Origin of the sequence: Amycolatopsis sp. 3B14 (assembly GCF_050958625.1) — a bacterium.
Classification (GTDB): Bacteria; Actinomycetota; Actinomycetes; order Mycobacteriales; family Pseudonocardiaceae; genus Amycolatopsis_E; species Amycolatopsis_E thermoflava.
The window spans coordinates 1-21,686 of the sequence record NZ_JBHZEN010000102.1 but is presented as its reverse complement, the minus strand read 5'-3'; the positions used below and the strand labels follow the sequence as shown (position 1 = coordinate 21,686).

21 protein-coding genes are annotated in these 21,686 nt (G+C 73.0%); 14 read left to right on the top strand and 7 right to left on the bottom strand.

The features are described from left to right. From ACCP09_RS38565 to ACCP09_RS38535, 7 genes are all read left to right on the top strand, one after another. Positions 1-1,020: an NAD(P)-dependent alcohol dehydrogenase gene (locus tag ACCP09_RS38565; RefSeq protein WP_433753963.1), complete on the top strand. Its 1,020-nt coding sequence runs from the start codon at positions 1-3 to the stop codon at positions 1,018-1,020. Beyond that, positions 1,013-1,804 carry a DeoR/GlpR family DNA-binding transcription regulator gene (locus ACCP09_RS38560; protein WP_027932598.1) on the top strand — a complete coding sequence of 264 codons (792 nt, stop codon included), beginning with the start codon at positions 1,013-1,015 and terminating at the stop codon, positions 1,802-1,804. Before ACCP09_RS38565 ends, ACCP09_RS38560 begins: the two co-directional genes overlap by 8 nt. Beyond that, entirely contained in the window at positions 1,801-3,213 is a 1,413-nt protein-coding gene (gene xylB / locus ACCP09_RS38555) for a xylulokinase (RefSeq protein ID WP_433753951.1), read from the top strand. The genes ACCP09_RS38560 and xylB overlap by 4 nt, the downstream gene beginning before the upstream one ends. Positions 3,214-3,544: 331 nt before the next feature. Further along, on the top strand, positions 3,545-4,669 hold the full coding sequence (alr, locus tag ACCP09_RS38550) for an alanine racemase (RefSeq protein WP_433753949.1): 1,125 nt from the start codon (positions 3,545-3,547) through the stop codon (positions 4,667-4,669). Beyond that, positions 4,669-5,766 carry an alpha/beta fold hydrolase gene (locus ACCP09_RS38545; protein WP_037322671.1) on the top strand — a complete coding sequence of 366 codons (1,098 nt, stop codon included), beginning with the start codon at positions 4,669-4,671 and terminating at the stop codon, positions 5,764-5,766. Before alr ends, ACCP09_RS38545 begins: the two co-directional genes overlap by 1 nt. Beyond that, on the top strand, positions 5,763-6,221 hold the full coding sequence (gene tsaE, locus ACCP09_RS38540; protein ID WP_433753947.1) for a tRNA (adenosine(37)-N6)-threonylcarbamoyltransferase complex ATPase subunit type 1 TsaE: 459 nt from the start codon (positions 5,763-5,765) through the stop codon (positions 6,219-6,221). Before ACCP09_RS38545 ends, tsaE begins: the two co-directional genes overlap by 4 nt. Continuing rightward, positions 6,221-7,225, top strand: a complete 1,005-nt coding sequence (locus tag ACCP09_RS38535) for a zinc-dependent alcohol dehydrogenase (protein WP_433753945.1) — start codon at positions 6,221-6,223, stop codon at positions 7,223-7,225. The genes tsaE and ACCP09_RS38535 overlap by 1 nt, the downstream gene beginning before the upstream one ends. Positions 7,226-7,397: 172 nt before the next feature. Here ACCP09_RS38535 and ACCP09_RS38530 read toward each other — a convergent pair whose 3' ends face one another. From ACCP09_RS38530 to ACCP09_RS38520, 3 genes are read right to left on the bottom strand one after another with little or no spacing between them, the layout of a single operon-like run. Continuing rightward, a complete protein-coding gene (locus tag ACCP09_RS38530; protein ID WP_378363191.1) occupies positions 7,398-8,720 on the bottom strand; it encodes a carboxyl transferase domain-containing protein in 1,323 nt (440 codons plus the stop codon). Next, complete coding sequence (locus tag ACCP09_RS38525) at positions 8,713-10,152, bottom strand: acyl-CoA synthetase (protein WP_123683978.1); 1,440 nt, start codon at positions 10,150-10,152, stop codon at positions 8,713-8,715. Before ACCP09_RS38525 ends, ACCP09_RS38530 begins: the two co-directional genes overlap by 8 nt. Before the next feature lie 16 nt (positions 10,153-10,168). Beyond that, positions 10,169-11,467, bottom strand: coding sequence for an SLC13 family permease (locus tag ACCP09_RS38520; RefSeq protein WP_433753942.1), 1,299 nt, complete (start codon positions 11,465-11,467; stop codon positions 10,169-10,171). 93 nt (positions 11,468-11,560) lie between these two features. On the opposite strand from ACCP09_RS38520, the gene ACCP09_RS38515 reads away from it, so the two are divergent. From ACCP09_RS38515 to tsaD, 4 genes are all read left to right on the top strand, one after another. After that, a complete protein-coding gene (locus ACCP09_RS38515; RefSeq protein ID WP_027932589.1) occupies positions 11,561-12,262 on the top strand; it encodes a FadR/GntR family transcriptional regulator in 702 nt (233 codons plus the stop codon). A gap of 162 nt (positions 12,263-12,424) precedes the next feature. After that, positions 12,425-13,078, top strand: a complete 654-nt coding sequence (gene tsaB, locus ACCP09_RS38510; protein ID WP_433753940.1) for a tRNA (adenosine(37)-N6)-threonylcarbamoyltransferase complex dimerization subunit type 1 TsaB — start codon at positions 12,425-12,427, stop codon at positions 13,076-13,078. Further along, complete coding sequence (gene rimI / locus ACCP09_RS38505; RefSeq protein ID WP_433753938.1) at positions 13,075-13,545, top strand: ribosomal protein S18-alanine N-acetyltransferase; 471 nt, start codon at positions 13,075-13,077, stop codon at positions 13,543-13,545. Before tsaB ends, rimI begins: the two co-directional genes overlap by 4 nt. Beyond that, the gene (gene tsaD / locus ACCP09_RS38500) at positions 13,545-14,591 is read left to right on the top strand and encodes a tRNA (adenosine(37)-N6)-threonylcarbamoyltransferase complex transferase subunit TsaD (RefSeq protein ID WP_433753936.1); all 1,047 of its coding nucleotides are present in this window, start codon (positions 13,545-13,547) and stop codon (positions 14,589-14,591) included. Before rimI ends, tsaD begins: the two co-directional genes overlap by 1 nt. 157 nt (positions 14,592-14,748) lie before the next feature. On the opposite strand, the gene ACCP09_RS38495 is transcribed toward tsaD, so the two are convergent. The 4 genes from ACCP09_RS38495 to ACCP09_RS38480 all read right to left on the bottom strand — a co-directional run bounded on the left by ACCP09_RS38495 (position 14,749) and on the right by ACCP09_RS38480 (position 18,091). Beyond that, the gene (locus tag ACCP09_RS38495) at positions 14,749-15,036 is read right to left on the bottom strand and encodes a hypothetical protein (RefSeq protein WP_433753934.1); all 288 of its coding nucleotides are present in this window, start codon (positions 15,034-15,036) and stop codon (positions 14,749-14,751) included. Positions 15,037-15,061: 25 nt separating this feature from the next. Beyond that, positions 15,062-16,957 carry an N-acetylmuramoyl-L-alanine amidase gene (locus tag ACCP09_RS38490; protein WP_400980101.1) on the bottom strand — a complete coding sequence of 632 codons (1,896 nt, stop codon included), beginning with the start codon at positions 16,955-16,957 and terminating at the stop codon, positions 15,062-15,064. A gap of 66 nt (positions 16,958-17,023) precedes the next feature. Beyond that, the gene (locus ACCP09_RS38485) at positions 17,024-17,626 is read right to left on the bottom strand and encodes a hypothetical protein (RefSeq protein ID WP_433753932.1); all 603 of its coding nucleotides are present in this window, start codon (positions 17,624-17,626) and stop codon (positions 17,024-17,026) included. Between the two features lie 81 nt (positions 17,627-17,707). Next, positions 17,708-18,091 (bottom strand): winged helix-turn-helix transcriptional regulator, encoded by a 384-nt coding sequence (locus ACCP09_RS38480; protein ID WP_017986677.1) that lies wholly within the window; start codon positions 18,089-18,091, stop codon positions 17,708-17,710. Between the two features lie 67 nt (positions 18,092-18,158). On the opposite strand from ACCP09_RS38480, the gene ACCP09_RS38475 reads away from it, so the two are divergent. From ACCP09_RS38475 to groL, 3 genes are all read left to right on the top strand, one after another. Then, positions 18,159-19,010: an NADP-dependent oxidoreductase gene (locus ACCP09_RS38475; RefSeq protein WP_027932582.1), complete on the top strand. Its 852-nt coding sequence runs from the start codon at positions 18,159-18,161 to the stop codon at positions 19,008-19,010. 468 nt (positions 19,011-19,478) lie between these two features. Beyond that, a complete protein-coding gene (groES, locus tag ACCP09_RS38470) occupies positions 19,479-19,772 on the top strand; it encodes a co-chaperone GroES (RefSeq protein ID WP_026153773.1) in 294 nt (97 codons plus the stop codon). Positions 19,773-19,849: 77 nt separating this feature from the next. Then, positions 19,850-21,466: a chaperonin GroEL gene (gene groL, locus ACCP09_RS38465; protein WP_017986679.1), complete on the top strand. Its 1,617-nt coding sequence runs from the start codon at positions 19,850-19,852 to the stop codon at positions 21,464-21,466. The last annotated feature ends 220 nt before the right edge of the window (positions 21,467-21,686 follow it).

Here is a 21,686-nt window from a genome sequence, read left to right as displayed (position 1 = left end):
GTGCCCGCGACGATGAAGGTCGCCGTGCTGTACGGGATCCACGACATCCGCGTCGAGGAGCGTCCCGTGCCGGAGCCTGCGCCGGACGAGGTGCTGATCCGGGTCGCCTCCGTCGGCACCTGCGGTTCCGACGTGCACTACTACGAGCACGGCCGCATCGGCGACTTCGTCGTCGAGCAGCCGCTGGTCCTCGGCCACGAGCCCAGCGGCGTGGTCGTCGCCAGAGGCAAGGACGCGCGGCGGCACGAGATCGGCGCGCGCGTGGCCCTCGAACCGGGCGTGCCGTGCTCGGTGTGCGGCCAGTGCAAGGCGGGCCGCTACAACCTGTGCCCGCGCATGCGGTTCTTCGGCACGCCGCCGATCGACGGCGCGTTCTGCGAGTACGTGGTGCTGCGCGAGGACTTCGCGCACCCGGTACCGGACGCGCTCAGCGACGACGCGGCCGGCCTGCTCGAACCGCTGTCGGTGGGCGTGTGGGCGAGCCGCAAGTCGCGCGTCGCGCCGGGCAGCCGCGTGCTGATCACCGGCGCCGGGCCGATCGGGCTGGTCGCGACGCAGACCGCGCGGGCGTTCGGCGCGAGCGAGGTGGTCGTCACCGACGTCAACCCGCGCCGCCTCCAGGTGGCGGAGGAGCTGGGCGCGACCGCGACGATCGACGTGTCGCGGGAAAGTCTGGCCGACGCCGGGTTCGAGCCGGACGTGCTGCTCGAATGCTCGGGCGTGCCCGCCGCCGCCGGGCAGGCGATCCGCACGGTCGCCCGCGCCGGCCGGGTCGTGCTGATCGGCATGGGCGGCGACGAGATCCCGCTGCCGCTGGCGCACGTGCAGAACTTCGAGCTGGAGGTCACCGGCACCTTCCGGTACGCGAACACCTGGCCGGCGGCGATCGCGCTGGCCGCGGGCGGCGAGGTCGACCTGGACCGCCTGGTCACCCACCGGTTCGGCCTGGACGAGGTCGAGCAGGCCCTCACCATCGCCGGGAAGGACGACTCGGTCATCAAGGCGGTGGTGCGTGCCTAGACCGTCCGACGCCGAGGTCGAGCAGCGCCGCCAGGAGGTCCTGCGGCACGTGATCGACTGCGGTGAGGTGCGCATCGACCAGCTGACCGAGCAGTTCGGGGTCAGCCTGATGACGATGCACCGCGACCTCGACGACCTCGCGGAGCGGCGGTTGCTGCGCAAGCTGCGCGGCAAGGTGGCGGCGTACCCGGCGCTGACCATGGAGACGGCGAAGCGCTTCCGGGAGAACCTCAACCTGCCGCTGAAGGAAGCGTTGTCCGCGCTGGCGTTCGAGCAGGTGGCGGCCGGGCAGACGGTGTTCGTCGACGACTCGACGACGTTGTTCCCGCTGGTCCGCCGGTTCCCGGAGCTGGGGCGGCTGGTGGTGATCACCAACTCGCTGGAGGAGGCCCGCATACTCGGCGAGGCCGAGGGCGTCGAGGTGCTGCTGCTCGGCGGCCGCTACACCGAGTTCGACTCGTGCAGCGGCCCGGACACCGTCGCCGCCCTCGGCCGGATGCGCGCCGACGTCGGATTCGTCTCCGCGACCGCGGTCGCAGGCGGACGGCTGTACCACCCGGTGCGCGACTACGCCGACCTGAAGACGGCCGCGCTGGCCGCGTCGAACCGGAACGTGCTCGTGGTCGACCATTCGAAGTTCGGCCGCACGGCGACCTACGACTACGGTGACGTCGGCGCCTACGACGTCGTGATCACCGACGACATGACGCCCGCCGACGAGATCGCCGCGATGCGGGCGCTCGGCGTGGAAGTGCTGGTGGCCGAAGTTCCGGAGGGATCATGACGGACAAGCTCGTGGCCGGGGTCGACTCGTCCACCCAGTCGACCAAGATCGTCGTTTGCGACGCGGAGACCGGCGCGGTGGTGCGCACCGGCCGCGCCGCGCACCCGGACGCGACCGAGGTGGACCCGCGCGAGTGGTGGCGGGCGTTCACCGAGGCCGGCGACGGGTTGCTGGACGGCGTCCAGGCGCTCGGCGTCGGCGGTCAGCAGCACGGCATGGTGACCCTCGACGAGGACGGCGAGGTCGTGCGGCCGGCGTTGCTGTGGAACGACACGCGCTCCGGGCAGGCGGCCGAGGACCTGGTGCGGGAGCTGGGCGGCCCGGCGGCGTGGACGGAGGCGGTCGGCTCGGTGCCGGTCGCCAGCTTCACCGTGACGAAGCTGCGGTGGCTCGCGGAGAACGAGCCGGAGCTGGCCGACCGGGTGGCGCGCGTCGTGCTGCCGCACGACTGGCTGACCTGGCGCCTGACCGGCGGCGAGGCGGTGACCGACCGCGGCGACGCGTCCGGCACGGGCTACTTCTCGCCGGCGGAGGGCGTGTACCGGCGGGACATCCTCAAGCACGCGTTCGGCGGCCGGGACCCGGAGCTGCCGCGGGTGCTGGGCCCGGCGGAGGCGGCCGGGCGGACCCCGGACGGGGTGCTCGTGTCGGCGGGCACGGGCGACAACATGGCCGCGGCGCTGGCGCTCGGCCTCGGCGAGGGCGACGTCGTGGTGTCGCTGGGCACGAGCGGCACGGTGTTCGGCGTGTGCGAGACGGCGTCCGCGGACGCCACCGGACTGGTCGCCGGTTTCGCCGACGCGACCGGCCGGTTCCTGCCGCTGGCCTGCACGCTCAACGCGGCGCGCGTCCTGACCGCGACGGCCGCGATGCTGGGCACCGACCTGGCTGGGCTCGACCGGCTGGCGCTGGCGGCCCAGCCGGGCGCCGAGGGCCTGACGCTGCTGCCGTACCTGGACGGCGAGCGCACCCCGAACCTGCCCACGGCGGCCGGTTCGCTGCACGGCTTGCGCCGGAGCAACATGACGCCGGAAAACCTGGCGCGCGCCGCGGTCGAAGGGATGCTGTGCGGCCTGTCCGCGGGTCTCGACGCGGTGGCGGCGCAGGGCCTGGCCGCCCGGCGGGTGCTCCTGATCGGCGGGGCGGCCCAGTCCGAGGCGGTGCGGGCCATCGCGCCCATCGTGTTCGGGGTGCCGGTGGTGGTGCCGGAGCCGGCGGAGCATGTCGCGCTGGGGGCCGCGCGCCAGGCGGCGTGGGCGCTGGCGGGAGGTGCCGAGCCGCCGGTGTGGGAGGCCAAGGCGCAGGTGACGTTGGAGCAGCCGCACTCGCCCGAGGTCGGGGACGAGATCCGCGGCAGGCACCTGGCGGTGCGGCAGCTGGTGCACGACGTGCCGCTGCAGGGAGCGTGAGGTAGGGACGGGCGGCGCGGCACGGCTCCCACCCGCGAGCCGGACCGCGACTGGCACCCGGCCGCCATCCGGCAACGCAGGCCTCAACTGCGCCGCCTTCCCGGCGGGGCACCCATCCGCACCCGGCAACGCAGGCCTCCGACCACGCCCCAGACCTCCCCCGCCCCCGATCCGCGGCCTGCTTTTGGTCGCCGACCAGGGGTGTCAAGGTACTCTTTCGCGCCGTGACGCCCCTGCTCGGCGACCAATACACACTCGAGGTGAGGGGGCGGGGGAGGTCGACACCGCCCGCAGGGCGCCCGGCGGCCCGGACGTGGGAAAATGGACCCCGATGAGCCCCGATCTCCCCCGCGCCGAGGTTGTCGTAGACCTGGCTGCCCTGCGGCACAACGTCGCCCTGCTCGCGAGCCGGGCGGCGGTTTCCGGTGCCGCCACGATGGCTGTCGTCAAGGCCGACGGCTACGGCCACGGCGCGGTCCCCGTCGCGCGCGCCGCGCTGCAGGCGGGCGCGACCTGGCTCGGGGCCTGCTCGCTCGGCGAGGCGCTCGCGCTGCGCGAGGCGGGCCTCACCGCGCCCATCCTGGCCTGGCTCGACCTGCCGACCACCGACTTCGCGCCCGGCGTCGCCGCGGACGTGGACCTCGCGGCCAGTTCGCGGGCCGAACTCGCGCGCATCGCCGCCGCCGCCCGCCGCACCGGCAAGCGCGCGCGGGTCCACCTGAAGATCGACACCGGCCTGTCCCGCAACGGCTGCCCCGCCGCCGACTGGCCCGCCCTGGTCAAGGAGGCCGCCGGGGAGCCGGACGTCGAGGTCGTCGCGATCTGGTCGCACCTCGCGTGCGCCGACGAGCCGGGCCACCCGTCGATCGACCAGCAGGCCGAGCGCTTCGCCGCGGCGTACGAGATCGCCCGCGAGGCCGGCCTGAAACCGTTGCGGCACCTGGCGAACTCGGCCGCCACCCTGAACCGGCCGGACCTGCACTTCGACCTCGTCCGCCCGGGCATCGCGATCTACGGCCTCAACCCCAACCCGGAGCCCGAGGACCTGCGCCCGGTGATGACGTTCCGGTCCTCGGTCGTGCTCACCAAACGGATCCGCGCCGGCGAGTCCGTCTCCTATGGACACACGTGGACCGCGCAGCGGGACACCACGCTCGCCCTCGTGCCCACCGGGTACGCCGACGGGGTGCCGCGCACGCTGTCCGGCCGGATGGACGTGTGGCTGCACGGCAAGCGCCGTCCGGTCGCCGGTCGCGTGTGCATGGACCAGCTGGTCGTGGACTGCGGTGACGACGAGCCGCCGCTGGGTGCGGAGGTGGTCCTGTTCGGCGACGGCGCGCGGGGCGAGCCGACCGCGCGCGAATGGGCCGACAAGATCGGCACCATCGACTACGAGATCGTCACCGGCATGTACCGGCCCCGGATCCGGCGGCGGTACCTGGGGGAGGACGTCTGATGGTGTCCCGCCGCATGCTCACCGTGCTCGGCGGTGCCGCCGCGCTGGTCACCGGCACCGCGGCGGCCACCATCGCGGTGACCGCGCAGCAGCAGCGCCAGCGGGACCACCTCACGGGCGAACGGCTCGGCACCCTCGACCCGGACCGCACGTCCACGGTCGCCGCGGACGACGGCACCCCGCTGTCGGTGTCCGAGATCGACCCGGCCGACGGCGGCAAACCCGAGCTGACCGTGGTGGGTGTGCACGGGTTCGCGTTGTCGCAGCTGAGCTGGCACTTCCAGCGCCGCGACCTGGCGTCGCTGACGTTGCCGCGCGTGCGGCAGGTCTACTACGACCACCGCGGGCACGGCGCGTCCGGCCCGGCGAACGAGAAGACCAGCACCATCGAACAGCTGGCCCGCGACCTTGACGCGGTGCTGCGCGCCGTGGCGCCGGAGGGGCCGATCGTGCTCATGGGGCACTCGATGGGCGGCATGGTGGTCATGGAGCTGGCCCAGCAGAACCCGGAGTTGTTCGCCGAGCGGATCTGCGGGGTCGCGTTCATCGCGACCGCGGCCGGCGAGGTGGGCCGCAAGGGGCTGCCGCGCGGGCTGCTGTCCAAGTACAACCCGCTGACCCGCGGGGTCGGCGAGCTCGCCGGGTGGCAGCCGGGGCTGGTCGAGTTCGTGCGGGCCGCGGGCGGGCAGCTGACCCGGCAGGCCGTGCGGCTGCTCGCGTTCGGCTCCCGCGACGTCGACCCGCGCGTGGTCGACTTCATGCTCGAAATGCTGGCCGTGACGTCGGTGAAGGAGCTGGTCGGGTTCGTCGACACGCTCGGCAGCCACAACCGGTACGCCGCGCTGGCCGGTCTGAAGCACGCGCACGTGCTGGTGATCGGCGCCGACACCGACCGGTTCACGCCGTACTCGCACGCGGAGCGGATCGCGGCGGAGCTGCCCGACGCCGAGCTGGTGCGGGTGCGCGGCGCCGGGCACATGGTGCAGCTCGAACAGCCCGAGGTGGTCGACAGCCACCTCATCGACCTGGTACAGCGATGCGCGGGTGTGACGGACGAGTCCCGTCCGCGGCGGATGTGGCGGTGGTTGAACCAATGAGCATCGAGTTACCGACGGCCGACGACACGGTGGCCTTCGGCGAGTCGCTGGGCCGCACCCTGCGGGCGGGCGACGTCGTCCTGCTCGCCGGTCCGCTCGGCGCGGGCAAGACCGTGCTGACGCGCGGGATCGCGGCCGGGCTGGGCGTGTCCGGGCGGGTCAGCTCGCCGACGTTCGTGCTCGCGCGGGTGCACCCGGCAGGGGAGCGGGGCGTCGCGCTGGTGCACGTCGACGCCTACCGCCTCGGCGGTGACCTGGCGCAGCTCGACGACCTGGACTTGGACACCGACCTCGAATCGGCCGCCGTGGTCGTGGAGTGGGGCGAGGGTTCCGCGGAGCGGCTGTCGTCCGACCACCTGGTGGTCCGGCTCGACCGGCGGCCCGACGACGTGCGGGAACTGACGCTGGAGCCGCACGGTTCGTGGGTCGAGCGCGTGCCCGAGCTGGTGGGCTGATGGGGCGCGCGGTCGTCGTCGAGGCGCCGGGCAAACTGAGCGTCGTGCGGACCGAGCCGGAGGACCCCGGCCACGGCGAGGTCGTCGTGCGCGTCGAGTGGGCCGGGATCTGCGGGTCGGACCGCGAGGTGCTGGCCGGGACGCGGGCCGAGGGGTTCGTGCGATACCCGGTGGTGCCCGGGCACGAATGGTCGGGCACGGTCGTCGAGCTGGGGCCGGGCACGGACCCGGAGCTGCTCGGCAAACCCGTGGTGGGCGAGGGGTTCCGCAACTGCGGCCGGTGCGCCCCGTGCCGGCGCGGCGACACCACCCTGTGCACCGCCGATTACGACGAGACGGGCTTCACCCAGCCCGGCGCGTGGGCCGACGAGCTGCGCATCCCGGCGCGGCTGCTGCACGTGCTGCCCGACGGCGCCGACCTGCGCGCCGCGGCGCTGCTGGAACCGGCGGCCTGCATGGCGGCGGCGACGCTGCTCGCGGCGGTCGTGCCGGGCGAACGGGTGGCGGTGATCGGCGGCGGCACGCTCGGCCTGCTGGCGACGCAACTGCTGGCGGCGAGCGGCCCGGCCGAGTTGGTGGTGGTGGACCCGCGGGCGTCCCGCGCGGTGCCCGCGTCCCGATTCTGCGGCGCGACCGGCTTCTACAGCCCGGGCGCGGCGCCTGGCGGGTTCGACGTGGTGGTGGAGGCGGCGGGCGCCCCGGGCACGGGGGCGCAGGCGGTGCGGATGTGCCGCCGCGGTGGCCGGGTGGTGCTGACGGGCCTGGCGGGCCACGAGACGGAGCCGATCGCGCCCGCGGACCTGGTGACGGCCGCGGTGACGGTGCACACGGTATTCGGCGCGCCGTCCCGCGCGTGGACGCACGCCGTGCGGGCCTTCGCGACCGGTCTGCTGGACCCCGCGCCGCTGATCACGCACGAGTTCCCGCTGGAGGAAGCCGAACGCGCCCTGCGGCTGCTGGAGGACCCCGCCGTGGAAACGGGCAAGGTCCTGCTGCACCCCTGACGCCACCCTTCCAGCGCGAGCCCCACGCTGACGGCCGCGAGTTCCATGATGGTCGGCGCGAGTTCGGCACTCGTGGGCGGGGGTTCCGCACTCGCGGTCCGGGTCCCATGCCCGTGGTCGCGAGTTCCGCGTTCGCGCGCTCCTGCCCGCGAACCCGTCTCCGGTCCCGACCTCAGCGCCCCACGATTCCCCGCACCACGCCCAGCTCCACCAGGTCCTGCGGCCGCAACCGCAGCTGGTTCGCCGTCGCCGGGACCTCCTCGGGCGGGCGCTTCAGGATCGACGCCGCCGCTTCCGGGGACGTCACCGAGAAGTAGCTGTCCGGCGTCACCCACGTCCGCTCGGGGTGGGCGAACGCCAGCGCACCCCCGGAGCCGCCCTCGCCGATCACCAGCGTCGTCACCGGCACCGACGCCCCGGCCACCGCCGCGAAGACCTCCGCGATCGCCGCGCCCGCGCCCGCCCGCTCGGCCGCCGGGTCGTTGGCCGCGCCCGGGGTGTCCACCAGCGTGAGCACCGGGATCCCCAAGCGGTCGGCCAGCCGGATCAGCCGCGCCGCCGTGCGGAAACCCGACGGCAGCGTCGCGGTCCCGCACTGCGCGGCGTAGCCGACCGTCACGCCCCCGCGCATCCCGAACCCGCACCGCACCCCGGGATCCACGCCGCCGCACCGGTCGCCGCTGATGTCCTCCCGCCAGTCGAAGTAGGCGTCCAAATAGGACTCTGCTCGAGGCCGTGACGGGGCACGCGCCGCCTGCACCGCGGCCCAGCCGTCCGCCGGGAGCTCGCCGCCTCCCAAAGCCGGCGGCGGCGGCGCCGGCTGCCCGTCCGCGCCCGTCAGCAACGACAACCAGCGGCCCAGCCGGTCACCCAGCTCCGCCGCCGGAACGATCTGGTCCACGTGCCCGGACGCCAGCTGCGACTCCGCGGTGTACGCCGACGCGTCACCGGACGGCCGCACCCGCGACCCGGCGAACCCGACCTGCGCGCCGGGCAGGGCCAGTGCCACGTCCGAACCGGCGCCGAGCGTGGCCCAGCCGCCGCCGGTCGTCGGGTCCCGCACGACCGCGACCTGCGGCAACCCGGCGTCCCGCGTCAGCGCCGCCTGCCGCGCGATCCGCTGCAGCTGGGTCAGCGCGGCCATGCCCTCCTGCATCCGGCTGCCGCCGGTCGCGATCATCGACACGACCGGCGTCCGCAGCTCCCGCGCCCGCTCGAACGCCGCCTCGATCCGGTCGCCGGTGCGCCGCCCGAGCGACCCGCCGAGGAACCCGAACTCCCACGCGATCACGGTCGCCTCGGTGCCGCCGAACTTGCCGACACCACACACCACCGACTCCGACTCGCCGGTCCGGGAAGCGGCCCGGGCATACGCGGAGTCGTAGCCCGGCCAGCCGATCGGACCGTCCACACCGGACTCGACACTCGGCGGCGCGGGCAGCTCGGTGAACCCGGAGCACACCGAGCCGATCACCGCGCGGGCGCTCTCACGCATTCAGCGCCCGCTTCATGACCTTGCCCATGTCGTTGCGGGGCAGCGCGTCCAGGAACCGCACCACCCGCGGCCGCTTGTGCGGCGACAGCAACCGCGCGACGTGGTCGACGAGCTCCTGCTCCGCGGGCGGCTCCCCGGCGGGCACGATCCACGCCACGATCCGCTCGCCGAGGTCCGGGTCCGGCTCGCCGGTCACCGCGGCCTCGGCCACCCCCGGGTGCTCCAGCAACGCGTTCTCGATCTCGCCCGCGCCGATCTTGTAGCCGCCGCTCTTGATCAGGTCGGTGGCCTTGCGGCCGACGATCCGGTAGTAGCCGTCGGCGTCGCGGGTCGCCATGTCGCCGGTGCGGAACCAGCCGGCGTCGAACACCTCAGCCGTCGCGTCCGGCCGGTTGAGGTACTCGGTGAACAGGTTCGGCCCGCGCACCTGGATCTCGCCGACCGTCTCGCCGTCGCTGGTCTCGATGACCGCGCCCGACTCGTCGACCAGCCGCACCTCGACCCCGCGCAGCGGCACCCCGACCGTGCCGGGTTTGCGCTCGCCGTCGGCGCGGACGCTGGTGTTCATCAGCGTCTCGCTCATGCCGTAGCGCTCCACGACCCGCTGTCCGGTGGCCGCGCGGATGCGCTCGTGGTCATGCACCGGCAGCGCGGCCGACCCGGACACCAGCAGCCGCGCGCCGCTCAGGGCCTTCGCGAGCTCCGGGTTGCCGCCCACCTCCTCCGCGATGCGGTGGTACATCGTGGGCACGCCGAACATCATCGTCGCCTCGGTCGACAGTTCCCGGGCGATGACGTCGGTGGCGAACTTGCCGGCGTGGTGCACGGTGCCGCCGCGGCGCAGCGGGCCGAGGATCCCGAGGATCAAGCCGTGCACGTGGAACAGCGGCAGCGCGTGCACGAGCACGTCGTCCGCGGTCCACTGCCAGGCGTCCTCCAGCGCGTCCAGCGTGCTGGAGATGGCGCGCCGCGGCAGCACGACCCCCTTCGGCGGGCCGGTGGTGCCCGAGGTGTAGACGATCAGCGCGGGCGCCTCGTCGCCCGGCTCCTCGGGCAGGTCACCGGGGCTGCCGATCAGCGCGACCTGCTGCCGCGGCAGGTTGGCCAGCCGCTCCGGCAGCTTCGCGCCCGGCTCGCTGAGGACGAGGGACGGCGCGCTGTCGTTCACGATGTGGTCGAGTTCGCGCTCGCCGATCTTCGGGTTGACCGGGACGGCCGGGACACCCGCGAGCAGCGCCGCGACCACGGCGACGCTCGTGTGGATGGTCGGCGTCGCCCACACCGCCACCCGCGTGGGCGACTGGGCGCGGATCTCCCTGGCGAGTGAACCGGCGATCGCCGCCAGTTCCGCGTAGTCGAGCGAGACCTCGCCGAAGCGGAGGGCCTCCTTCTCCGGCGGCTCGGCCAGGGCCGGGAACAACCGTTCGGGCACGTGAACTCCTCACAGATCAGCCGAGTCCGGGCACGATGAACACGAGCCAGACGACGGCGGGTACCACGGCGACCATGATGCCGCCGTAGACGAGCAACTGCCGGAAGAAGGCATCCCGGTCCACCTCGCGGGCGTTGGCCAGCACCAGCGCGCCGTTGGTGGAGAACGGGCTGACGTCGACGACCGTCGCCGACACGGCGAGCGCGCAGATCATGCCGACCGGGCCGACCGTGCCCAGCGCGAGGAACGGCACCGCGAGCGGGATGAGCGCGCCCATGATCCCGACCGACGACGCGAACGCCGACACGATCGCGCCGATGTAGCACAGCAGCAGCGCGGCGAGCAGCGGCGCGCCGATGCCGCCGACGCCCTCGCCCGCCCACTCGATCGTGCCCATCTCCTGCAGGACGCCGACGTAGGTCAGCACGCCGCAGATCAGCAGCACGGTGGGCCAGGTGACCTCGCCGACGGCCTTCTTGCTGGTCGCGGGCCAGATCACGCTGAGCACCACGGCGAGCGTCATCGCGGTCAGGCCGACGTCGAGGTCGAACACCAGCGTGGCGACGACCAGCACGGCCAGGCTCGCGAGCGTGGCGATCCGGGGTGCGTTGAGCTGGACCCGGCCGGGTGCGGCGCCGCCGGCCGATCCGGTGGCGGCAGGCGGGCCGCCGGTGCCCGCGGCGACCAGCTCGCGCTCCCGCTCAGTGGTGGGGACGATCTGCCGTTTGCGGAGCACCACGAACACGATCGCCGCGATCACCAGGTTGACCACGAAGCTGGCCAGGAAGAGCGTGATCTCGCTGCCGCCGAGGTGCTCGCGCGCGACGATGCCGTTGACGATCGTGCCGTACACGCTGATCGGCGAGAAGCCACCGGCCTGCGCGCCGTGCACGACCATCGCGCCCATCAGCAGCGGGTGGATGCCGTACTGGGCGGCGAACCCGAGCGCGACGGGCGCGACGATGGCGACCGCGGCCGGGCTGACCGCGCCGATCGCGGTGAGCACCGCGGTGATGGCGAAGGTGACCCAGGGGATCAGCGCGACGCGGCCGCGCACCAGCCGGACGGCGGCGTCGACCAGCCAGTCCGTGGTGCCGTTCGCGCGGGCGATGGCGAACAGGAACGTGACGCCGACGAGCACGACGAACAGGTCGCCGGGGAAGCCGGCGAAGATCTCGTCGGCATCCATGTGTGCGGCCAGCGTGCCGACGCCGAACGCGGCCGCGAAGGACAGCACCCCCATGTTGATCGAGCGGGTCGTCGCTATCACGAAGACGACCGCGAGGACGAGTATCGAGATCAGCTCAGCGGACATCGGAGAACTCCCGCCGTTGGGATTCAAGTGGCTGAGTGGCTGAACCACTTTGCGGCTCAGCCACTCAGCCTGTCAAGGGCTAGGCTTCGGAACGTGTCTGATGCGCTGAGCCCGATGGCCCGTCCGCGGCTGTACGAGCAGGTCCTGGAGCGGTTGCGGGCCTACGCGGCCGACGCCGGGCTGCGTGCGGGCGACCGGTTGCCCGCGGAGCGGGACCTGGCGCAGCGGCTCGGGGTGAGCCGGGCGTCGGTGAAGCAGGCGATCGTCGTGCTGGAGGTGCAGGGCCTGGTCGAGACCCGGCACGGCGGCGGCACCTACCTGGTGCGGGACGCGCTGGACGCCGAGCCGGTCGAGCGGCTGGTGGAACGCCGCCGGCGGCTGCCGGACGTGCTCGACGCGCGGGAGGCGCTGGAGACGAAGCTGGCCGAGCTGGCGGCAATGCGCCGGACCGACGAAGACCTGGCCGCGCTGGAGTCCGCGCTGGAGTTCATGGCGTCGGAGATCAGGGACGGGGGAGCCGGAGTCGAGGGTGACCGCCGGTTCCACGCGGCGGTCACCGGGGCCGCGCACAGCGCCCTGCTGGCCGAGTTCATGGAGGCGATCGCCGACCAGATCACCGAGAGCCGCAACGAGTCGCTCCGCCAGCCTGGCCGCCCGCCGCGGTCGCTGGACCAGCACATCCGCATCGCCGACGCCATCCGGGACCGCAACCCGAAGACCGCCGCCGAAGCGATGCGGGACCACCTCCGTACGGTCGCCGAGGTGCGCCTGCTGAGCTGGGACCCGGAGGACTGACCCGGGAGGTGCCCGGCCGTCTGGCAACGCGAGCCCCGGACCGCGCGGTGCGGCCGCACAGGGCACCCGACCGGCACCCGGTCACCTTTCCCGGGAAAGCCTGCCTTGGTCCGGCAAGCCCGGTAACCGCAGGTCGGCGCGCACGCCGTACCCTGGAGAGCTGTGCTGGTACTGGCTCTGGACACGTCGACGCCCGCGGTGACCGCGGGGGTCGCCGAACTCGCCGCGAGCGCCACAGTGCTCGCCGAGCGGGTGACCCTCGACGCGCGTGCGCACGGTGAACTCATCACCCCGCACGCCCTGGACGCGGCACGCGAAGCGGGTGTCGCGCTCAAGGACCTGGCGGCGATCGTCGTCGGCGCCGGGCCGGGGCCGTTCACCGGTCTGCGCGCCGGTCTCGCCACCGCCGCCGCGCTCGGGCACGCGCTCGGCATCCCGGCCCACCCGGTCTGCAGCCTCGACGCGATCGCCCGGCAGGCCGGCCTTGGCGAGCCGTTCCACGTCGTCACCGACGCCCGTCGCCGCGAGGTGTACTGGGCGGCCTACGACGCGGACGGCGCGCGCATCGACGGTCCGCACGTGCAGGCGCCCGCCGAGTTGTCGATCAGCCTCGCCGCGGGGGACGGCGCCCGCCTCTACGCCGAGCAGCTCGGCGCCCGGGTCGTCGAGCCGTACTACCCGAGCACCGCGGGTCTGGTGGCGGCCGCCCGCGAGGCGCTGACGTCGGGAGCCGAGCCCGCCCCGCTGACGCCGCTCTACCTGCGCCGCCCGGATGCCGTCGAGCCCGCCGCGCGGAAGCGGGTGACCACCGCGTGAAGCTCGCCAAGCTGCGCCGCAAGGACGTCGACCGGTGCGCCGAGATCGAAAAGGTCCTCTTCGCCGGGGACGACCCGTGGAGCGCCCGCGCGTTCCTCAGCGAGCTGGACTCCGGCGCCTACTACCTCGGCGCGTACACCTCCGAGGACGTCCTGATCGGCTACGCCGGCCTGGCGGTCGTCGGCGGCCGGGGCGAGTACGAGGCCAGCGTCCACACCATCGGGGTCGACCCGGCTCACCAGGGCCAGGGCATCGGCACCGCGCTGCTGCGCGCACTGCTCGCCCGCGCCGACGAGGTCGCCGCGCCGGTGTTCCTGGAGGTCCGCACCGACAACGACCGCGCGCAGGAGCTGTACCGGCGGCACGGTTTCGAGCAGATCGGTCTGCGCAAGCGTTACTACCACCCGTCCGGCGCGGACGCGTACACGATGATGCGCCCGGCCGTGAGCAAGCAGGAGGTGGGCTGATGTCCCGCATCATCCTCGGCATCGAAAGCTCCTGCGACGAGACCGGCGTCGGCCTGGTGCGCCTGCACGACGACGGCGCCGTCGAACTCCTCGCCGACGAGGTCGCGTCGAGCGTCGAGCAGCACGCGCGGTTCGGCGGCGTGGTGCCGGAGGTCGCCAGCCGGGCCCACCTGGAGGCCATGCGGCCGACCGCGGAGCGCGCGTTCGCCATGGCCGGGCTCGCGCTGTCCGATGTGGACGCCATCGCGGTGACCGCCGGCCCAGGGCTCGCGGGCGCGCTGCTGGTGGGCGTCTCGGCGGCGAAGGCCTACGCGGCGGCGCTGGACGTCCCGCTCTACGGCGTCAACCATCTGGCCGGGCACATCGCGGTGGACACCCTGCAGCACGGCCCGTTGCCGAAGCCGTGCCTGGCGATGCTGGTGTCCGGCGGGCACACGCAGCTGCTGCGGGTGGACGACATCGCCGGTGAGATCACCGAGATCGGGTCCACTGTGGACGACGCCGCCGGTGAGGCCTACGACAAGGTGGCCCGCGTGCTCGGGCTGCCGTACCCGGGCGGCCCGCCGATCGACAAGGCCGCGCGCGAGGGCAACCCCACGGCGATCGACTTCCCGCGCGGCATGACCGGCCCGCGGGACGCGAAGTTCGACTTCTCGTTCTCCGGCTTGAAGACCGCGGTGGCGCGGTGGGTGGAGAACGCCGAGCGTCGCGGCGAGGAAATCCCGGTGAACGACGTTGCGGCGTCCTTCCAGGAGGCGGTGGCCGACGTGCTGACCGCGAAGGCCGTGCGCGCGGCGAAGGAGATGGGCATCGGCACGCTGGTGATCTCCGGCGGGGTCGCGGCGAACTCGCGGCTGTCCGGCCTGGCGCGTGAGCGCTGTGAGGCCGCGGGGATCGAACTGCGCGTCCCGAGGCCGCGCCTGTGCACCGACAACGGCGCGATGATCGCCGCGCTGGGCGCGCACGTGGTGGCGGCGGAGAAGAAGCCGTCGGCGCTGGACCTCTCCGCGAACCCCGCGCTGCCGGTGGAGATCGTCTCGCTCTGAGGGATTGCCCAGCGCTTGAGCGCGAAGCTCGCGCCCACCCGCGCCCGCGGTCAGGGGGCGAGCGTGACCGTGCTGTGCGTCGGCGAGCCCGGCAGTGTGCTGCGGCAAGCCGTGAGGGACCGCCCCGGCCACCGATCCGGCAGCCGGGGCAGCCCCGTCAGATGCAGTCGACCGCGTACTCAGCCACGCCTTCGCCCTCCCAGGTGACCGTGCCGGTCCCCCTCGGCGCGATCGGCACGCACGCGGGGCGCTCCCCGGTGCTCAGGGCGATCGAGCCCTCGATCGCCACCCCGCAGTCGTTGCGCAGCTCGGCCCAGCCGGGGCCGCTGTCGGTCAGCTCCGCGCACGCGCCCAGCGCACCCGCCTTGCTCGCCCACGCGGGCGACGCCGTCGCCAGCAGCCCGGCCGCGACCAACGCGACGCCCGCGGCCATGCGAATCCCCACAGTTCCTCCCCAGATTCACCGCACGTCAGGGGCGCGTGCGCGAAACCACCACGTCGTCGAGCTTGACGAAGCCCACCCGGTGCCCGAACTGCACCTGCACGTACTTCGTCTTCCCGCGCACCACCACGTGCTGCGCCGGGTCGAACGTCGTCGCCGAGTAGTACTCCGCGGTCAGCGTCGGGCCCGCCGCGTACTTCTGGCCCGCGGGCAGGGTGTACTGCAGCGGCACGACCTCTTGCGGCGTGATGCCCGCCGGGTACGCCTCCGCCTCGGGGTACGCCCGCCCGTACACCGGCACCGACGACAGCCCCGGCCGCGGCGTCACCACCTGCCCCAGCACCGGCACCACCCCGGACGACCGCAGCCACCCCTTCTGCCCGAGGAACCACACCGCCGTCCAGTCGCCGCGGACCTCCGCCACCGCGTACCGCTGCCCGGTCGAGACCCGGCTGCCCACGTCCGAGATCGCCACCGTGGACGGCCCGCCGTCGGGGTGCAGTCCGATGTCCGCCAGCAACGGCGCGTCGTCGCGGGGTTCGGTGCGCAGGAACAGGGCGGACGAGCCGCGCGCCGGGCACGCGGCGCCCGGGGCCGACGTGTCGCAGCCCGTGTAGCCCGTCGGATTCGTGGCGAAGTCGGGTTTGACCATCACCATGCCCGTCGGCTGCCGCACCGGCCGTGCGTTCAGCGGCGCCCCGAGCAGGTCGAAGTAGTGCGCCCAGTCCCAGTACGGCGCCGGGTCCCAGTGCATGCCGGCGACCTTGTCCGCGGTCGTGCCCGGCACGTTGTCGTGACCGATGATGTGCTCGCGGTCCAGCGGGATCCGGTACTTCCCGGCCAGGTACTTCACCAGCTTCGCCGAGGTCCGGTACATCGCCTCGGTGTACCAGGTGCCCTGCGCCGCGAACCCCTCGTGCTCGACGCCGATCGACTTCGCGTTGAAGTACCAGTTCCCGGCGTGCCAGCCGACGTCCTTGGTCAGCACGTGCTGTGCGACGTGCCCGTCCGTCGAGCGGAGCGTGTAGTGCCACGCCAGGTACGTCGGGTCCTGCACGAGCCCGATCGCCGCGTCGTAGGTGCACTCGGTGTCGTGGATGACGATGTGCGTGATCTGCTGCGAGTTGGGCCGTTCGGCCTTGTCGTAGTTGCCGTAGTTGCCGCCGCCGAGGTCCTGGTAGGGCGCCGGGATCCACTCGACGGGCAGCCCGGGCGGGGCCTCCGCCGCGCCCTCCGCGACCGTGGACAGCCCGAGCGCGCGGACCTGTTCGCGCCGCGGCGAAACCGGCGTCGCGGGCAGTGCGACGGCCTGCCCGTCGTCGGTGGTCCGGCTCGCGCCCGCGGTGATGGTCGCGAACACCTCGTCGGCGAAGAACGTCGCGGTCCCGGTGTCCGACGCGCCGGAGTAGCGGGCGACCGCGCCGTACCAGTCGGCGGGCGCGTCGGCGCGCGCGCCGAGTTCCCGTTGGTAGTGGGCCAGAACCGCCGCGCCGCCGCGGATGTTCTGCACCGGATCCGTGCGGAGCGTCGCGGCGTCCACGCCGGTCAGGTCGGCGGCGAGGTCCACGGTCTGCAGCGCGTCCGACGTGTGCGGCCGCAGCTCGCCGCGCGCCGCGTCGCCACGCGGGTCCTCGCCCTTGTCGTGATGGCTGCCTCCGGCGGCGACCGCGCGCAGGTCGGTCAGGTGCATCGGGCCGAAACCGGCGCCGGTGCTCGGCGCGCCGCCGTGCGAGTCCCAGCGGGACTTCAGGTACGACACGCCGAGCAGCACGGGTTCCGGGACCCCGAACTCCGCCGCCGCGGCGGCGAACGCACGCTGACGGGCCGAGGTCGTGGCGGCCGAAGCGCCGGGCGCGGCGACCACGGCCACGCCTGCCGTGCCGGCGGCGATCGCGCGCAAAGCGTTGCGACGGGTGATCGACATGCTGCCCCTCCCAGGCTGGTGTAGTCAGGAAACTACACAGTGGCAAGGGGGTTGGGAACTACCCGATCACTTGCGCGCCTCTTCCAGGTCTTTCAGGCACCAGGAGCCGTTCTCGTCGGCGAGCGAGATGACCAGGTCCCCCTCGACCCGCCTGCCTTCGGCCTCGAGCACCACGTGTGCCGTGGCGGTCGCGGTGCCTGCGGTCTCCTGGACCGGGCCGTTGAGCGTGAACGCCTGGTACATCTCGGCTTCCCGGGTGTACCCCTCGATCGCGACCTCCGCGCCGGAGCACGCCAGCTGGTTCAGACCGTTCTCGTCGTGCGCGAGGAATCGCCGGCCGATCTCGTCCACCAGGTTCGCGGCCGGGCTGTCGCCGGCGTCCGGCGCGCGGTCGGCTACGGTGCCGTTCTCATCATCGCCGAGCAGGAAGCCAGGTGCGGCGAACGCCGTGACGAGGAACGCGACGACCACCAGGACACCCGCGGTGAGCCCGATCCACAGGCCGGTCTTCTTCGGCGGCTGCGGCGGCGGGTACCCACCGCCGGGCGGGAAGGGCTGGGGGTGACCGCCGCCGGGCGGGAACGGGCCCTGCTGCTGCGGGTAGCCGCCCTGGCCGTAGGCGCCGGGCCGCGGTTCGTAGGACTGGCCCGGCTGCGGTGGGTACGTCATCGGCACGCCTCTCCTGGATCCGCTGCACCACCTCGGTGCGCCACGGGGCGTACGACGCCTTGTGGGTGACAGCGGTTCCGGTCAGCGCACCGGTTCCGGCGCGGGGCGGTTGTCGAAGGCCTCCCGCGCCGCGAGGATCTCGCCCACGTGCTCCTCGGCCCACTCGCCCAGGACGTTGAACATGTCGCCGACCTGCGTGCCGAGTGCGGTGAGCGAGTACTCGACGCGCGGCGGCACGGTCGGGTAGACGGCCCGGTCGACCAGACCGTCGCGCTCGAGCGCGCGCAGCGTCTGGGTGAGCGACTTCTGGGTGATGCCCTCCAGTTGGCGGCGCAACTCGTTGAAGCGCACGGGGCCGTCGCTGCGGCGCAGGAAGCTCAGCACCAGCAGCGTCCACTTGTTGGCCAGCGCGTCGAGCACCGTGCGGGCGGGGCAGGCGCGCAGGTAGGACTGGACGGTATCCATGAGGTACCTGGATATCAGGAAGGTGCCTTCTTCACAACCGATACCACCGCGGTCGAGGATCTTCGGTGTGAAAGCTGTTGATGTGCGGGCCCTTGGCGGCCCCGAGGTCCTGGAAGTCGTCGACGTGCCGCGGCCGGTGCCCGGGCCGGGCGAGGTGCTGGTGCGGGTGCGCGCGGTGGGGGTGAACGCGGCCGACTGGAAGCTCCGGCGGGGGCTGGTGGAGGGGTTCGGGATCGTGCCGCCGTTCCGGCTCGGCCTGGACTTCTCGGGCGTGGTCGAGGAGACCGGCGATGAGGTGTTCGGGTTGGTGATGTCGCGATGGGGCGCCTACGCCGAGTACGTGGCTGTGCCCCGCGACGCGCTGGCCCCGAAGCCGGCGTCTCTGGACCACGTCGACGCCGCCGCGCTGCCGACGGCGGTGCTGACCGCGTCCCAGGCGCTGGCCGATGTTCGTGCTGGTCAGCGCGTCCTGATCCACGCCGCGGCCGGCGGGGTCGGGCACGTGGCGGTGCAGGTGGCGAAGGCCAGGGGCGCGCACGTGATCGGCACCGCGCGGGCGGTCAACCACGAGTTCCTGCGCGCACTCGGCGCGGACGAGCTGATCGACCACACCGCGGTCGACTTCACCACGGCGGTGTCCGATGTGGACGTGGTGTTCGACCTGGTCGGCGGCGAGTACGGCTCGCGGTCGCTGCGGGTGCTGAAGCGGGACGGCGTGCTGATCGACGCCCAGGGCGACGACGGGGCGGACGACCCGCGCTACCGGCGGTTCTACGTGCAGCCGTCGGCCGCGGAGCTGGCGCGGGCCGCGGACGTGCGGATCCACGTCTCGCAGATCCTGCCGCTGGCGGACGCCGCGAAGGCGCACGAGCTGAGCGAGAGCGGGCGGGTGCGCGGGAAGATCGTGCTGGTTCCGTAGAACGGCCCCGGGACCGCGCCGTCGGGGTCCCGGGGCCGTTCAGGTCAAGGCCGGTGCTAGCAGCCTCCGCAGCAGCCGCATCCGGGGCCACTGCACGAGCTGCAACAGCTGCAACCACCCATGGGAACACCATTCCTTCCAGTCGTGTCCGGGCCGTTTCCCAAGGTAGGCAGCGGGGCCGGAAGTCAACACCGCTCAACGAGTGAGATGGCGATATCGCTACGTGACGACGTGTGCCGCGCCCGCCGCCCGCCGCCGCGACGGGGGTGGCAAAGTGCCCGGTCAAGCGCCTTGACAAGGGGTGGCAGCCACACCGGGGGACCCTCCTTGCGCGGCTAGCACTCCCGTGGCTAGAGTGCTAATCGAAGGCACCGCACACGCCCCGGCACCCGCGACGGCGGGGGTGGTAGGCGCCGAAACCAAGTAAGTACCTGCCAACGCTTTCGACGACCCGTGGAGGTCAACCCGGTGAGCGTGAACATCAAACCGCTCGAGGACAAGATCGTTGTCCAGACGAGCGAGGCCGAGGAGACGACCGCGTCCGGCCTCGTCATCCCCGACACCGCCAAGGAGAAGCCCCAGGAGGGCAAGGTTCTGGCCGTTGGCCCGGGCCGCGTCGACGACAAGGGGAACCGCATCCCGGTCGACGTCAACGTCGGCGACGTCGTCATCTACTCGAAGTACGGCGGCACCGAGGTCAAGTACAACGGTGAGGACTACCTGATCCTGTCCGCTCGCGACGTGCTGGCTGTCGTCAACTGACACAGGCGCTGCGGTGAACGCCCCGGGCCCCGCTGGAAAGCCGGGGACGGGGCGTTCTGCTGTCTGAGAGGACTTCCATGCCCAAGCAGATCAACTTCGACGAGGACGCTCGTCGAGCCCTCGAGCGCGGCGTCAACAAGCTCGCCGACGCGGTCAAGGTCACCCTCGGCCCGCGCGGTCGCCACGTCGTGCTGGACAAGAAGTTCGGCGGCCCCACGATCACCCTCGACGGCGTCACCGTCGCGCGGGAGATCGAGCTGGAGGACCCGTTCGAGAACCTGGGTGCCCAGCTGGCCAAGAACGTGGCCACGAAGACCAACGACGTCGCCGGCGACGGCACCACCACGGCCACCGTGCTGGCGCAGTCTCTGGTGAAGGTCGGCCTCCGCAACGTGGCCGCCGGCGCCAACCCGGCCGGCCTCGGCAAGGGCATCGAGGCGGCCGCCGAGAAGGTCATCGAGGTGCTCAAGTCCAAGGCCACCCCGGTCAAGGGCCGCGACAACATCGCCCAGGTCGGCACGGTCACCTCCCGTGACGCCACCATCGGCGCCCTGCTCGGCGAGGCCGTGGAGCGGGTCGGCGAGGACGGTGTGATCACCGTGGAGGAGTCCTCCACGCTGGCCACCGAACTCGAGATCACCGAGGGTGTGCAGTTCGACAAGGGCTACCTGTCGGCGCACTTCGCGACCGACCCGGAGGAGCAGCGGGCGATCCTCGAGAACGCCTACGTGCTGCTGCACCGCGAGAAGATCTCGGCGCTGGCCGACCTGCTGCCGATCCTGGAGAAGGTCGCCGAGTCGAAGAAGCCGCTGCTGATCATCGCCGAGGACGTCGAGGGCGAGGCGCTGTCCACCCTGGTGGTCAACGCCCTGCGCAAGACCCTCGTCGCGGTCGCGGTGAAGGCCCCGTTCTTCGGTGACCGCCGCAAGGCGTTCCTGGACGACCTGGCCGTCGTCACCGGCGCGCAGGTCATCTCGTCGGAGGTCGGCCTGAAGCTGTCCGAGATCGGTCTCGACTCGCTGGGCACCGCCCGGCGCATCGAGATCACCAAGGACAACACGACGATCGTCGACGGCGCCGGCACGAAGGCCGACATCGAGGCCCGCATCGCGCAGATCCGCAAGGAGATCGAGACCACCGACTCCGACTGGGACCGTGAGAAGTTGCAGGAGCGGCTGGCGAAGCTCGGCGGCGGTGTCGCGGTGATCAAGGTCGGCGCGGCCACCGAGACCGAGCTGAACGAGCGCAAGCACCGCATCGAGGACGCCGTGGCTTCGACCAAGGCGGCCGTCGAGGAGGGCATCGTGCCCGGCGGTGGTTCGGCGATCGTGCACGCGGTCAAGGAGCTGGAAGGCGACCTCGGCCTGACCGGTGACGAGGCCACGGGTGTCCGCATCGTGCGGGACGCCCTGACCGCGCCGCTGAACTGGATCGCCGCGAACGCCGGCTACGAGGGCCCGGTCATCGTGTCCAAGGTGCAGGAGCAGGGCTGGGGCTACGGCTTCAACGCCGCCACCGGCGAGATCACCGACCTGCTGCAGGCCGGCATCGTCGACCCGGTGAAGGTGACCCGCTCCGCGGTCGCGAACGCGGCCTCCATCGCCCGTCTCGTCCTGACCACGGAGAGCACCGTGGTGGACAAGCCGGTCGAGGAGCCCGAGAACACCGGCCACGGCCACGGCCACGCCCACTAGCAACAACAAGCACCAAAGGGCCCCCGCCAAAGGCGGGGGCCCTTCCTTCTTCTCACCCGACGGCGACCCGGCGACGCAAGCTGCTCACCTCACGAGCCACCCCTCTCCCGCAACCCGATCCCCAGCCAAATCGGTTGCCGAGCCACCGGGTCAAGGCACGCTTTCCCGCCTTGACGCGGTGTCTCGGCAACCGAACACTGAAAGATCGGGTTCGGGAGGG